This is a genomic window from Flavisolibacter nicotianae (assembly GCF_003628535.1).
Taxonomy (GTDB): domain Bacteria; phylum Bacteroidota; class Bacteroidia; order Chitinophagales; family Chitinophagaceae; genus Flavisolibacter; species Flavisolibacter nicotianae.
In genome coordinates this window covers 87,628-100,807 of record NZ_RBCI01000009.1, presented here as the reverse complement: position 1 = coordinate 100,807, position 13,180 = coordinate 87,628, and the positions used below count along the sequence as shown (strand labels likewise).

At 51.0% G+C, this 13,180-nt stretch carries 12 protein-coding genes; 4 read left to right on the top strand and 8 right to left on the bottom strand.

Annotated elements, in window-relative coordinates; genetic code table 11:
* Position 1 precedes the first annotated feature (1 nt).
* Positions 2–1,135 (top strand): TlpA disulfide reductase family protein, encoded by a 1,134-nt coding sequence (locus D6024_RS19915; RefSeq protein ID WP_205573330.1) that lies wholly within the window; start codon positions 2–4, stop codon positions 1,133–1,135.
* A 174-nt stretch (positions 1,136–1,309) separates the two neighbouring features.
* Here D6024_RS19915 and D6024_RS19910 read toward each other — a convergent pair whose 3' ends face one another.
* From D6024_RS19910 to D6024_RS19900, 3 genes are read right to left on the bottom strand one after another with little or no spacing between them, the layout of a single operon-like run.
* Positions 1,310–2,137 (bottom strand): type 1 glutamine amidotransferase, encoded by an 828-nt coding sequence (locus D6024_RS19910; protein WP_121356519.1) that lies wholly within the window; start codon positions 2,135–2,137, stop codon positions 1,310–1,312.
* Positions 2,138–2,171: 34 nt separating this feature from the next.
* Complete coding sequence (locus tag D6024_RS19905) at positions 2,172–3,818, bottom strand: amidohydrolase (RefSeq protein WP_205573329.1); 1,647 nt, start codon at positions 3,816–3,818, stop codon at positions 2,172–2,174.
* Between the two features lie 8 nt (positions 3,819–3,826).
* On the bottom strand, positions 3,827–5,485 hold the full coding sequence (locus D6024_RS19900) for an amidase (RefSeq protein ID WP_121356517.1): 1,659 nt from the start codon (positions 5,483–5,485) through the stop codon (positions 3,827–3,829).
* A 78-nt stretch (positions 5,486–5,563) separates the two neighbouring features.
* Between D6024_RS19900 and D6024_RS19895 the strand changes: the two genes are divergently transcribed.
* Positions 5,564–6,598, top strand: coding sequence for a proline iminopeptidase-family hydrolase (locus D6024_RS19895; protein ID WP_121356516.1), 1,035 nt, complete (start codon positions 5,564–5,566; stop codon positions 6,596–6,598).
* 66 nt (positions 6,599–6,664) lie between these two features.
* Here the strand turns inward: D6024_RS19895 and D6024_RS19890 are convergent, their stop codons facing one another.
* From D6024_RS19890 to D6024_RS19880, 3 genes are all read right to left on the bottom strand, one after another.
* The gene (locus D6024_RS19890; protein ID WP_121356515.1) at positions 6,665–6,928 is read right to left on the bottom strand and encodes a hypothetical protein; all 264 of its coding nucleotides are present in this window, start codon (positions 6,926–6,928) and stop codon (positions 6,665–6,667) included.
* A 113-nt stretch (positions 6,929–7,041) separates the two neighbouring features.
* The gene (locus D6024_RS19885) at positions 7,042–8,157 is read right to left on the bottom strand and encodes a carboxylate-amine ligase (protein WP_121356514.1); all 1,116 of its coding nucleotides are present in this window, start codon (positions 8,155–8,157) and stop codon (positions 7,042–7,044) included.
* A 108-nt stretch (positions 8,158–8,265) separates the two neighbouring features.
* On the bottom strand, positions 8,266–9,231 hold the full coding sequence (locus tag D6024_RS19880) for an ATP-grasp domain-containing protein (protein WP_121356513.1): 966 nt from the start codon (positions 9,229–9,231) through the stop codon (positions 8,266–8,268).
* 117 nt (positions 9,232–9,348) lie between these two features.
* On the opposite strand from D6024_RS19880, the gene D6024_RS19875 reads away from it, so the two are divergent.
* Together D6024_RS19875 and D6024_RS19870 are read left to right on the top strand one after the other, a co-directional pair.
* Positions 9,349–10,209 (top strand): alpha/beta hydrolase, encoded by an 861-nt coding sequence (locus D6024_RS19875; RefSeq protein ID WP_121356512.1) that lies wholly within the window; start codon positions 9,349–9,351, stop codon positions 10,207–10,209.
* A 188-nt stretch (positions 10,210–10,397) separates the two neighbouring features.
* Entirely contained in the window at positions 10,398–11,594 is a 1,197-nt protein-coding gene (locus tag D6024_RS19870) for a bifunctional 3,4-dihydroxy-2-butanone-4-phosphate synthase/GTP cyclohydrolase II (protein ID WP_121356511.1), read from the top strand.
* Positions 11,595–11,999: 405 nt separating this feature from the next.
* On the opposite strand, the gene D6024_RS19865 is transcribed toward D6024_RS19870, so the two are convergent.
* Positions 12,000–12,443: an SPOR domain-containing protein gene (locus D6024_RS19865; protein WP_121356510.1), complete on the bottom strand. Its 444-nt coding sequence runs from the start codon at positions 12,441–12,443 to the stop codon at positions 12,000–12,002.
* A 57-nt stretch (positions 12,444–12,500) separates the two neighbouring features.
* Entirely contained in the window at positions 12,501–13,169 is a 669-nt protein-coding gene (gene deoC, locus D6024_RS19860; RefSeq protein WP_121356509.1) for a deoxyribose-phosphate aldolase, read from the bottom strand.
* Positions 13,170–13,180: the final 11 nt, after the last annotated feature.

The window sequence follows — 13,180 nt, the reverse complement described above, 5'->3', positions numbered from 1 at the left end:
TATGAAAAAACTTTTTGTATTCCTGTTCGTTCCCGCCTTGACTTTTGCGCAGGTAAAGGCTGGCGAAAAACCTGTATCCTCCGCACAACCCCAAACTGCCACTGCTAAAACCGCCGATGGATTTACAATCAGCGGAAATGTACAGGGACTTGCCGATGGTGAGGTAAAAATTACCACCACCCAGGGAGAGCAGGTGCTGGTAAAAGGCGCTGCAAAAAACGGCGTTTTTAACCTGGCCGGTAAAGTGGAGGAACCCGGATTGTACTGGCTCACGATGGGCAAAGAGCAGCCGCAATACATTTTCCTGGAAAACACAGCGATCAAAATCTCCGGGAAGCAATCCGATATTAAAAACATCCAGATCGAGGGTTCGCAGTCGCACAAGGACTTTCTCCAGTTCCGGAAAGCCTTCGACCCGCTGTTTGCCAACCTGAATGCCATCTCGTTCCAAATTCAGCAGGCCGCTGAAGAAAAGAAACCGGCCCTGATGCAGCAATACACGACCGCTATTACGAACATGAACAAAGCGGTTGGCGAGTTTATTCGGGAAAGGCCGGCTTCGTATGTGTCGGTGTTTTTGCTGTCCATTACGAAACAAATCAATGAGAATGTTTCCGAACTGGAAGAGCGGTTCAACGCCCTTAATCCATCACTGAAATCCTCAACTGTCGGAAAGGACCTCGAAGGGTATATTTCCTTTGCCAAGATTGGCTCCGTTGGTTCGGAAGCGCCGGAATTCATACAAGCGGACGTAAACGACAAACCAATTTCGCTTTCTTCCTTCCGCGGCAAATACGTGCTGCTCGACTTTTGGGCCAGTTGGTGCAAGCCCTGTCGCCAGGAAAACCCGAACGTGGTAAAAGCCTTCAACAAATTCAAGGGGAAAAACTTTACTGTTTTCAGTGTTTCACTCGACCAGCAAAAAGAGTCCTGGGTAAGAGCCATCGCCGCCGATAAGCTGGACTGGACCCACGTAAGCGATCTTAAATTCTGGAACAATGCCGCTGCAGAACTTTACCACGTACAATCGATCCCGCAAAATTTCCTGATCGACCCGGCCGGGAAAATTGTGGCGAAAGATTTACGCGGAGAGGATCTTGATAAAAAACTTTGCGAGCTTTTAGGCTGCAACTAAACGCTTTGGTTGAAAACCGGAAAGCCCCGCACTGCGGGGCTTTTTCTATGTCGTTTGTTTGTGAAAGCTTTCAGGCTGCCACTCCTTTTAATTTGCAATCAGCAAGCGGGGAAGCGCAGGTCTGACAAAGCATTGCTACAAAAGCAAATCCAGGGAATCCAAATGAAAACGGTATCAGGCTACCAGAACGGGCCGGAGTTGCCGGATGCTTTCGCCCAAAAAGTTGGGCAAAACGTGGGCATAGGTCCACATGATCTTGTCCGGGTCATTTAATTGCTCGATCATGGATTGCCATTTTTCCTCGCCGTGGTTTTCAATCACGGTTTGTTTCTTATCCTCCCGTTGCAGGTACATGCTCATCCCGATCGCATCCGCTTCGGGGTGAAACTGGGTTCCGATCATGTACTCGTTGAAACGGATACCCATCAAGGCCTGTTCGAAAGGCACGTGGGGGCGATACTTTTCAATGCAGAGGATTTTGCTGCCCAGCATGTCGATCTTTTCGAAATCCAGCGAAGTGACCTGGTAGTCGCGGCTGTCCACCACGTAAAACGGGTCGGCCAGGCCGCGAAACACACCGTCGTGCTGGCCTTCGAGAGTCACATGAACCGGGTAAACGCCAAAAGAGGTTTTGTTGCGTTTGCTGATGTTGCCAATGGCATAGTGCCGGCACACCAGCTGGAACGAATGGCAAATGAAAAAGACGAATTTTTTATTGGTATTGGCCGGGTTGGCATTCCACCCTTCCACGCCTTCCAGCCAGTGGAAATAGGCCTTCTCCCAGTCAGACCCTTCGCTCTCGAGCGGCGAACCGGGTCCACCGGACGAAATGTAAATGTCATAGGTCAGGTCGGGTACATCGTTTTCCAGGCGCACGTCAAACTCGTTCCACTCCATCGGCAGGTTATGAAATTCACTCCATTCGCCAAGGATCTGCCGGATGCACCGCATGCCTTGGTTGGCCTGCCCTTCGTAAAGGTCCAAAATTGCTACTCGTATCATATCGAAGCTCCAAACTTAGGAGATTCTCTGCAAGCTATTTGCCATAAACCTTTGAGCCGCCTACATACGTCGCCAAAACGTTTGTTTCCAGCACCTGTTTGGGACTTGCTTTCATCAGGTCTTGATCAAGGATAATGAAATCAGCCCATTTGTTTTTTTCGAGCGATCCTTTTTCCGATTCTTCAAAATTGCTTTTAGCCGCCCAGATGGTCATACCCCGGATTGCCTGTTCGCGGGTCAGTGCATTTTCCATTTGATAGCCGCCTGCCGGAAAGCCTTTCGCGTCCATGCGGAACACCGCCGCATAAAAGGTCTTGAAAGGAGAAATGTCCTCCACAGGGAAATCGGTACCCAATGGAAGCCAGCCGTTCTGACTCAATAATTGCCTGAATGCGTAAGCACCTTTCACCCGCGAGGGTCCCAGCCGTTTTTCTGCCCAGTACATGTCGGAAGTGGCATGGGTGGGCTGAACCGAAGGGATAATGCTGTAGCGGCCGAAAAGCGCAAAGTCGGCTTGGTTTATCACCTGCGAATGCTCGATTCGCCACCGGCGGTCGTTTTTGCCGCGGAGATAGCTGCCATAAATCCTGAGGATCGTCCGGTTGCCGGAGTCGCCAATGGCATGCGTGTTCATTTGCCAGCCCATTTTGTAAATCACGTTCGCTACGGAATCAAAATGCTGCTGGCTGCTCAACAGGAAACCTGTCCAGTCGGGCCGGTCAGTGTAAGGGTGTAAAAGCGCTGCGCCACGGGAGCCAAGGGCGCCATCAGCATATACCTTAAACGATGCGACATGCAGGGATGGCGTTTTGATCCTGCCTTTTTGCAAAGCAAACTGGAAGTTTGCCCTGTTATCACTGAGCATGGCGTAAATACGCATCTTGAGCTGTCCTGCTTTTTGCAAACTGTCCATAAAGAGTACCTCTTCGTAACCAATCCCACAATCATCCACCGTGGTCAGGCCCACGGCAAAACAGTTTTGCTGCGCTTCTAGAAGAGCGGTCCGGTAGGTTTGCAAAGAGGGTTCAGGGATCCGCGACGCGACCAGTGCTGTAGCCCTGTCGACAAGGATACCCGTCAGTTTGCCATTTTTTACTTCCACATCGCCGCCTTCGACTTTCGAAGATGTATTGACTCCGGCCAGGTCCAACGCTTTCGTGCTGGCAATGGCTGCATGGCCATCCACCCGGGTCAGGAAAACGGGATTGTTGGGAAAGAGTTTATCGAGCCTTTCTTTTGTTGGAAACTCTTTTACGGCCCAGTCGTTCTGGTCCCAGCCGCGGCCAATGATCCATTCACCCGGTCGGATGTTCTTTTTTGCCACATGCGCCTGCAGTCGTTGCAGGATTTCTTCCCAGCTTTCGGTGCCAACGAGATCGGCGTTTTGCAATCCGAGTCCATAGCCAAAAAAATGGGCATGCGCATCAATAAAACCGGGGTAAACGGGCCGGCCACCGGCGTCCACTTTTTCTTTTGCCTCGTATCGAGCCAGCAGTTGCTGGCTACTGCCGGTTTCCAGCACCCTGCCGTCCTTTACCGCCATAGCCGATGCCACGGAAAACCGTGCATCCGCCGTATAAATTTTCCCGTTATACAGCAGCAGGTCCGCCTGCTTTTTTTGCGCACCCACAGTCAGCGACAACAGGCTGCCTACACAAAGTATCAAGAGTTGTTTCATCATTTCAAAAGTCAGTATGATTGATTGGTAAAGAGAGACGGGTGCTTTTTGTTGTGTTCTGTTTTGGATTGGTAGGCTTTCGCTGCTTCCAGGATGGAGGCTTCATCATAAAGATTGCCCACGAAGGTAATGCTTTGCGGAAGGCCGTTTTTGTCGTAACCCATCGGCAGGCATACGACCGGGTTGCCGGTAAGGTTGGTGATGCGCAACTGGGCACCTGCAAACGTGGGCACGATCACCACGTCGTAGTCTTTTAGAAATTGCTGCACCTGCTGGCAAAGCCGGCTGCGGTAGCGGTTGGCATTGATGTATTCGACAGCCGGGATAAACCGCGCCGAGCGAAACGTGTTGGGCCACGAAAACCGGGATTGTTGTACCAGGATGGAATCCCGGCCCGATCGCGTCAGTTCATCAAATGCAGCACCGGCTTCCGCATTCAGGATAATGCCAACGAGGTTGGCCGGATAGACCGTAGAGTCGGGAAAGCTGACCGCTTGCGGGGTGTTGCCCATCTTTTTGAACGTCTCCAGTACATTCCATTCCGGTGCATCCTTCGGTAAGCGGCTGAAATAATTTTCCGCATAAGCAATGCGCAGCTTTTTGATATCGCGTTTGGGATTGTAATTGAAGGCATGGTCTACCGCACCAGCATCTTTTCCATCAGTACCCTTCAGGTAAGAATAAACGATGGCGTCGTCCTCGGCACTGCGGGAAATCGGGCCCGCCTTATCCAGGCTCCAGCACAAGACCATGGCGCCGCTCCGGCTGATGGTCCCAAACGTAGGCCGCAAGCCGGTAGCACCGCAACGTGTAGAAGGTGATACGATAGAGCCCAGCGTTTCCGTACCGATGGCAAACGGTAGCAGGCCTGCCACCACCGAGGATGCGCTGCCGGCTGATGAGCCGCTGGAACCCTGTTTCAGGTTCCAGGGATTGCGGGTCAGTCCGCCAAACCACCTGTCGCCCATGGCCAGTTCGCCCAGCGTAAGCTTGGCGCACAAAACGGCACCGGCGTTTTTAAGCTGCGTGTACACGAAGGCATCTTCTTCCACCATTTGGTCTTTGTAAGGCATGGCGCCCCAGGTTGTTTTATAGCCTTTTACGGCAAACAAATCTTTCAGGCCGTAAGGGATTCCATGCAGCAAGCCCCGGTATAGGCCTTTGCGCAGTTCTTCGTCGGCTGTTCTTGCCTGCTGCAACGCCAGGTCTTCGGTTAGTGTGACGACGCACTCCAGTGTATCGCCCCATTTTTTCAGGCGGTCCAGGTAGAACCGTGTTAGTTCGACAGAGCTGATTTTTTTATTCTTCAGCAATGACGCCAGTTGCGGGATGGAATAAAATGCCAGGTCAGATTTGTTTTTGGGTAGTGCTACATTGGCTGGGATATCCCAGGCGATCTTCTGTTGTTTTGCAGGGATGGAAAATCCGGGTGGTGCGGGATGAAAAGCAAATGGAAAAGGCAAGTCATTGGACAGTAATTCCTGGTGCATGCGCTGCAGGATGCTTTTTGCAGCCAGCACATTGGCCAATAGCGAATCCGTTTCTGCTTCGGTAAAATCCAGGTCGTATAAACCGGCGGTCTGCTGCAACAGGCGCAGCGAGTCTTTGCGGGTTTGTGCATTCGAAATAAGGCCTGCGCCAAGGGCCAGGAAGAGAATGATTTTTTTCATATGCCGTCATTACATGTGGATGTGCGGGGTGAAAATAAAGCAAAACTTTTCTACCTTTTGCGGCCAATGCCATTCAATATGAGAAAGAGCCTGCTTGTGCTTGCAGCGATCGTTTTTTTGTATGCCTGTACGACAAAGGGCAAAAACAACTCCGGTATAAACGATGTCACCGTCCGGCAATACTTCAACTACGGCGACACCGGCGTTCAATCGGCCGGCATCAAACTGATTCCCATTCAAACGCCGGTCGGTAATTTCAGGGTCTGGACCAAGCGCTTTGGCAACAATCCACGAATCAAGATCCTGCTCCTGCATGGCGGGCCGGCCATGACGCACGAATACATGGAGTGTTTTGAAAGCTTTTTCCCAAAGGAAGGCTTTGAGTTTTACGAATACGATCAACTGGGTTCTTACTATTCCGATCAACCAACAGACAGCTCCTTGTGGGTAACGGAGCGCTTTGTCGACGAAGTGGAACAGGTGCGCAAAGCCATTGGCGCCGATCAAACCAATTTCTATGTGCTGGGCAATTCCTGGGGCGGCATCCTCGGAATGGAGTATGCGCTGAAATACCAGCAGCGCATGAAAGGATTGATCGTTGCCAATATGGTGGCCAGTGCACCCGAATACGGCCGCTACGCCGCTGACGTACTGGCCAAACAAATGGATCCGAACGTGCTGGACGAAGTGCGGGCCATCGAAGCCAGGAACGATTTCAGCAATCCACGTTACATGGAACTGCTGCTTCCTAATTTTTACAAACAGCACCTTTGCCGCCTGGCCGAGTGGCCCGATCCCATCAACCGTTCGTTCAAACATGGCAATGAAGTTATCTATACCATGATGCAGGGACCTTCTGAATTCGGCATTCGCGGCCGGCTGGCGGCCTGGGACATTAAAAACCGTTTGCACGAAATTGCCATACCAACGCTGATGATCGGTGCGAAGTATGACACAATGGACCCGAAAGCGATGGAGGAGCAAAGCAAAATGGTTAAAAACGGCAGCTACCTGTATTGTCCCAACGGCAGTCACCTGGCCATGTGGGACGACCAGCAGGTTTTTATGAACGGTGTGATTAAATGGATCAGGGAAGTGGATGAGAAGAAGTGAACTGCCTAATGTTATTGGGCATGTTGGAAAATAAGTTTTCCATAACGTCGAGCCCCGAATATCCTGCTAACTTCCCACTGCCTGCATATGCGTTGCCACCGCCTCGATGATGGTCTTCATCAGCAACGCGGAATTGTCGCTTGTGGCATCGGGGAAAATGTAATTCCCGGGAGAAGGGGAGATGATCCTGTTTCCGGGCAGCAGGAGGCGAAGATCAAATTCCAGGGTCGTTAGCAGGTACTCGATATAAAGTGGCGTGGTTCGAACGGTCACCATCGTTGTGTACAATGCATCGTCGTAAGTGAAGCTGATTGTGAAAATGCGTGCCATCGTATTGAATTAAGTATTCAAGTAGAGTACAGCCGCGTTCTGTGATCAATTCTTTTCTGAAAATTCCGCCAAAAACAAGATACAAAAAAAAGCCCCGTAATTCAAAATAACCATCAGGCAGTTCCTTCAAGAAATTGCGTGGAAATGTATTCGGCAACTTTACCAAGGTCTTTTGTTTCTTCATAGATGGCCAGTTGCCGGTCGGCACCGGTACCCTTTTCCAGGATTTTGTGAATATGCTGAATCCTGTTTCGTGAACCCAGGTGATCCACGACATCATCGACAAAATCGAGCAATTCGTACACCAGCACCCTGGTGTTCACTTCTTCTTCCTTGCCGAAATCAATCAGGTAACCGTCAATGCCATAGCGGCTTGCCCGCCACTTGTTTTCGTTGATCAGTGGTCGTGGGTATTGAATGAAATTCATGTTTTGCTGCCGCAGTTTGTAGATCTTGACGCAGATGGCCTGGAAGAGCGCAGCCAGGGCAATGGTTTCATCCACCGTCATGGGCACATCGCAAATGCGAAATTCCACCGTGTTGAAAAACGGGTGCACCCGGAGGTCCCACCAGATCTTTTTCGCGTTGTCAATGCAATTGGTCTTCATCAGCAGCTTCACGTAGTTGTCATAGGCTTCAATGCTGTCGAATGCTTCGGGGATACCGGTGCGGGGAAATTTGTCAAACACTTTTGTACGGAAGGATTTGTAGCCTGTTTTCCGTCCTTCCCAAAACGGCGAATTGGTGCTGAGGGCATAAACGTGTGGCAGGAAATAGCGGGTAGAATTGGCAATATGGTTGGCCATTTCCCTTGTTTCCATTCCGACGTGAACATGCAGGCCGAAAATCAGGTTGCTGCGGGCCGCATCCTGCAATTCGTTCACGATTTCGTTGTAGCGAACATGGTCCGTAATCAACTGGCTTTCCCAGTGGCTGAACGGGTGGGTACCGGCAGCGCCCATGGCAAACCCCAGGTCGCCGGCGATGCCGGAAATGGTTTTGCGAAGCACGGACACATCTTTATGGGCTTCTTCAATGTCGGCGCAGATATCCGTGCCCACTTCCACCACTGCCTGGTGCATCTCGGCCTTTACTTTGTCCTTGATGATTTTCTGGCCTTCCTGCACGATCTTCTGCTCATGGCTTTTCAACTCCCTCGTAACGGGGTCCATGACCATGTATTCTTCTTCTACGCCAAGCGTGAAAGTTTTATAATTGATGTTTGCCATGCACTGTTTGGTATTTAACGGTCATGCTGCCTGATTCACGCAATCAGCATGCGGGGTTACATGTTTTTCCAGGAAGTTTATTGGTAGTTGTACAACAGCAGTCCGGTGCTAAACGCCGCTATCCGGAAGGCCATTTGAGGTGGCGCTCTTTTTCACATATTCGCCCCAGGTCAGGTTGTCTTGTCCTTCCAATTGTGCCTGTGCCCTTTCAATCGCATAGTTGGCGGCGGTCTCCACCACCCACTCAAAATTGTCTTCTCCCACACTGCTGCGTTCCGCATCGGGTGCAGGATTGCCAAAATCGATGGCATAGGGCACACCGTCGCGGATCGCCAGTTCCACCGTATTGAAATCATACCCCAATGCATGGTTGATGCGCAGCACGATTTCTTCCATTTGCTTCAGCAGTTCCTGCGATGGGGAGAATGCAGCCTGGTACCGCAGGTGATGCGGGTTACGCGGCTCGTAAGGCATGATGCGGACATGCTTGCAGCCGATGCAATAACAGCGATAGTATTCTTCGAATATGATCTCCTCCTGCAACAGCATGACCAGTTGACCCGTTTCCGAATGTTTCTCGTAAAACTCTTCGATGTTGTTCAACTTGTAGACGTTTTTCCAGCCGCCCCCGGCATAAGGCTTCATGTAGGCCGGGAAACCAACATAATTGAAAATGCCCGGCCAGTCGAGTGGATAAGCCAAGTTGGAAAACGATTCGCTTTTGGTGTCGGTAGGCATTTCGTACGAGGGGAGAATAACGGTTTTGGGCACCGGTACGCCAACCTGCACCATCAGGCAGTTGTTGAAAAATTTGTCGTCGGCACTCCACCAAAACGGGTTGTTGATGACGGCGGCTCCTGTCATGGCGGCATTTTTCAAATAAGTGCGGTAAAACGGGACATCCTGCGAGATCCGGTCGATGATGACCGCGTAGCCGGACGGCTCTCCCTGCATCACCTTATCGATCCGTACCGGTTCGGCCGTGATGCCTTCGACACCTTTGCTGTTAATCCGCTCGATCAATGCCATGGGGAAGCTGCGTTCCTGGCCGAAGAGAATGCCAATCTTTTTCATGTCGCTGGGTTTAATGTCCTAATCAGGGTCAAAAAATACAATATAAAATAAAGCCACAAAAAATATTTTGCCACGCCAACTCCGGGCAATTCTGTCGCTGCACTTATATTTGGCCTTATGCTTCTCGACGAGTTATCCACTATCCTGGTAGAACAAAAAGCCCTTGCCTCACATTTTCTAAAACGGTATGTCATCGTTGATGTCTACCATCCCAAACAAATTGCCAGGCCCTCTTCGCTGTCGCTGCTTGTGTTGAACGACGGGCAAAATCTTGATGAAATGCAGTTTGCCCCGCTCCTGAATGGTTTGCTCGAAACAAACCAGATAGCTCCCGTCGTTTGTGTTGGCGTGCATTGCAACAAAGACCGTATCGACGAATACGGAACAGCCGAAAACCTGGACTTTGCCGGCCGGGGGAAAAAGGCGAATGCCTATCAACGATTTTTGGTGGAAGAACTGCTGCCGTTTCTGCACCTGCATTACGGTGTCGAACAATACCGCCAAACGATGATTGCTGGCTTTTCCATGGGAGGCCTGTCCGCAATCGACACGTTGTGGAACTACCCGGATGTCTTTTCCGTTGCCGGTGTTTTTTCCGGTTCGCTTTGGTGGCGGTCGAGGGATCTGCACGATGAATACGATGACGACCGGCACCGCATCATTCACCAGGTTATTCGGAAAAAAAGCTACCATGCCGGCAGGCGTTTTTATTTTATGACCGGTTCGCTCGACGAGACAGCCGACCGCAACAACAATGGTGTGATCGACTCCATCGACGATACCCTCGACCTGATTCGGGAGTTGGAAACCATCGGCTACGAAAACGGCAGCGACATTTGTTATGTCAACGACCAGGAAGGTCGCCACGATCTTGCCACCTGGAGCAAAGCGCTGCCGCACTTCCTGCTGTGGGCCTTGCCGCCGCTGGCAACCCAAATGCTTTTTGACGCGATTGATGACCAGCAGGATTTTCACTAAGGCCAATTCCGGTTTGGCATTCGCACCAGGCTTGCGCTGGTGAGGATGCAGGTATGCCACTGCGATGTCTTCAAGACGGTTGTTGTAAACGCCAAACCATTCTTTTTTACAGCCGTAACCAAATCTTAAAACCATGCTGCACCGCATTTGCAGCATGACTTCGGCTTACCTTTGCACAAAGATTTTTTATGCTGGATAGTATTGAAAGTGCCATTGAAGACATCAAGGCCGGCAAAATGGTGATCGTGGTGGACGATGAGGACCGCGAGAACGAAGGTGACTTTATCACCGCCGCACGAAACGTGACCCCTGAAGTGATCAATTTCATGAGCAAACATGGCCGTGGGCTGATCTGCGTGCCATTGCTGGAAGAACGCTGCAAGGAACTGGGTCTTGAACTGATGGTGAACAACAATACGGCACTTCACGAAACAGCATTTACCGTTTCGGTAGACCTGCTGGGGCATGGCTGCACAACAGGTATATCGGCCCACGACAGGGCGAAAACGATACAGGCGCTGATTGACCCGGCAACAAAGCCGGCCGACCTCGGAAAACCCGGGCATATCTTTCCGCTGGTTGCCAAAAAAGGTGGCGTATTACGCAGGGCCGGCCACACCGAAGCCACGGTCGATCTGGCCCGCCTGGCAGGTTTCGAGCCGGCCGGCGTGCTGGTGGAAATCATGAACGACGATGGCTCGATGGCCCGGCTGCCGGAACTGCGGGTGATTGCCGAAAAATTTGATTTCAAGATTATTTCCATCAAAGACCTGATCGAGTACCGCATCAAGCGAGACTCGCTGATTGATGAAATTGTACGGGTGGACATGCCCACGAAATATGGTCATTTTAAACTCGTGGCCTTCCAGGAAAAAAATTCTTCCAACGAGCACCTGGCCCTGATCAAGGGTACCTGGGAACCCGGGGAACCTGTCATGGTGCGGGTGCACTCGTCCTGCTTCACGGGTGATATTTTGGGATCGCTGCGCTGCGATTGTGGCGAGCAGTTGCACCAGGCCATGCAAATGGTGGACAATGAAGGCAAAGGCGTTATCCTTTACATGAACCAGGAGGGAAGGGGCATTGGCCTGCTGAATAAACTCAAGGCTTACCGCCTGCAGGAAGAAGGCATGGACACCGTGGAAGCCAATCTTCACCTTGGGTTTCAGACCGATCAGCGTGATTACGGCGTGGGAGCACAGATCCTGCGGCACCTGGGTATTTGCAAACTGCGGCTGATCACCAACAATCCCAAAAAGCGTGTGGGCCTGATCGGTTATGGCCTGGAGATCGTCGATAATATTCCCATTAAAGTTGATCCCAATCCGCACAACGAACGCTACCTGCAAACCAAGCGTGATAAAATGGGACACGAGTTTCATTAAAGGCCTCCCTGCCCTCCAAAGGAGGGAGTGGCATTTACACAGACCCTTGCTTTTGCACGATATTTTAAAGCCTTCATCATGCATTTTGGTGGAGGCTTTTTGCTGCCGTTCGGCGTCTTCGCCAACAGCTTTTCTTTGCCATGGTGGGGGCATCGCGTTAGTAGAAAAAGGCTAGAGGGAAGAATAAAGCTTCGTAGGAGCGGAATATTTTTGTGGTACCAGCGATAGAACGTCGATTGAACACCTGTTGCGTCGCACTCTTCAGCGTTCGGAACACGGCCGGGCAAAAAGAGATGCCATCCCTTCAAGGGATGGCATCTCTAGTATAGAAAAGAATCCTGCTTAAACTGGCCCTGTGTGTTGTGGTTCCCTCTCCATGAGGAGAAGGCCGAGGTGAGGGAGCCGCTATTCCTGCTCGTCGGGATCCTTCACCGGTGCCACTTCAATGATGTCGCTGACAATAAACACACCTTTGGGAAACATGGTATTCATCAGGCTTTGGTAGCGTTTGGCTTCGTCTCTTGTTTTAAAGTTACCCGCTTTCAATTTGAAGAAAGGTGACTGGTAAGTGAGATACGCTTTTTGTTCCGGGAAGTGCGTGTAAATTTTTGTTTTGGCGGCAATGGCTTCATCCCTGTTGTTGGTGTTCAGCACCAGCAGGCGGTAACCACGCATGGTGCGTCCGGTTATTTTTCTCGACCGTTCATTGATCTCGGCCTGCTTTTTTGCCAGCATGTCGGCACGGGGGTCGGAATGTACAATCACGGCGGGGCCGGTGAGCAAAACGCTGTCTTGTGCAAACGATGTTTTTAAAACAAATAACGCGATAACGAGGGCCAGCTTTTTCATGCACAATTCATTGAAAGGGTCAGGTTCAAAAATACGCTTCCACTTGTTTCGGTACTGTTAATAGCTGCCGCTACCGGTTTCGCCTTTGACGATCGCAACGGAGGCACTGCACCCAAGACGCGTTGCACCCGCATCGACCAGTTGCTTCGCAAATTCTGCTGTTTTTATTCCGCCGCTGGCTTTGATTTGGATTTGTGAAGGAAGGTGCTCGCGCATCAGGCGGACGGCTTCCACTGTGGCGCCTCTTTCGGCGTAACCGGTAGACGTTTTAAGAAACTGCACCGGGAAATGTTTGTACAATTCACAACACCGGATGATTTCGTCGTCTGTTAAGATGCCGCTTTCAATAATCACTTTCAATATCTTCCCGCTTTCGGCTGTCAGCCGCGATAGCTGTTCGGCCTCGGTCTCTACGTAGGCCAGGTCGTTGCTGCGGAATGCGGCCAGGTTCATCACCATGTCCAGTTCATCGGCGCCTTCCTCTATCGCTAAGCGGGCTTCTTCCAGTTTTGTCTTGTAATGGTGATAGCCGAACGGAAAGCCGATAACGGTGGCGACCTTTACCGCGGAACCACCAACGAGTTTTTTAGCATCCTGTACGAAATAAGGAGGGACACACACGGCAGCAAAACCATATTCCAGCGCTTCACTGCAAATCTTGTCAATATCACCGGTGGTTGTAACGTTTTTTAACGTGGTATGGTCGATCAATTTCGAAAGCTGCATCTGAAAAAGTC

Bases quoted from the DNA above. Each gene is read 5' to 3' on its own strand.
- D6024_RS19915 (WP_205573330.1), top strand. From the start codon at position 2: ATGAAAAAACTTTTTGTATTCCTGTTCGTTCCCGCCTTGACTTTTGCG.
- D6024_RS19910 (WP_121356519.1), bottom strand. From the start codon at position 2,137: ATGATACGAGTAGCAATTTTGGACCTTTACGAAGGGCAGGCCAACCAA.
- D6024_RS19905 (WP_205573329.1), bottom strand. From the start codon at position 3,818: ATGATGAAACAACTCTTGATACTTTGTGTAGGCAGCCTGTTGTCGCTG.
- D6024_RS19900 (WP_121356517.1), bottom strand. From the start codon at position 5,485: ATGAAAAAAATCATTCTCTTCCTGGCCCTTGGCGCAGGCCTTATTTCG.
- D6024_RS19895 (WP_121356516.1), top strand. From the start codon at position 5,564: ATGAGAAAGAGCCTGCTTGTGCTTGCAGCGATCGTTTTTTTGTATGCC.
- D6024_RS19890 (WP_121356515.1), bottom strand. From the start codon at position 6,928: ATGGCACGCATTTTCACAATCAGCTTCACTTACGACGATGCATTGTAC.
- D6024_RS19885 (WP_121356514.1), bottom strand. From the start codon at position 8,157: ATGGCAAACATCAATTATAAAACTTTCACGCTTGGCGTAGAAGAAGAA.
- D6024_RS19880 (WP_121356513.1), bottom strand. From the start codon at position 9,231: ATGAAAAAGATTGGCATTCTCTTCGGCCAGGAACGCAGCTTCCCCATG.
- D6024_RS19875 (WP_121356512.1), top strand. From the start codon at position 9,349: ATGCTTCTCGACGAGTTATCCACTATCCTGGTAGAACAAAAAGCCCTT.
- D6024_RS19870 (WP_121356511.1), top strand. From the start codon at position 10,398: ATGCTGGATAGTATTGAAAGTGCCATTGAAGACATCAAGGCCGGCAAA.
- D6024_RS19865 (WP_121356510.1), bottom strand. From the start codon at position 12,443: ATGAAAAAGCTGGCCCTCGTTATCGCGTTATTTGTTTTAAAAACATCG.
- deoC (WP_121356509.1), bottom strand. From the start codon at position 13,169: ATGCAGCTTTCGAAATTGATCGACCATACCACGTTAAAAAACGTTACA.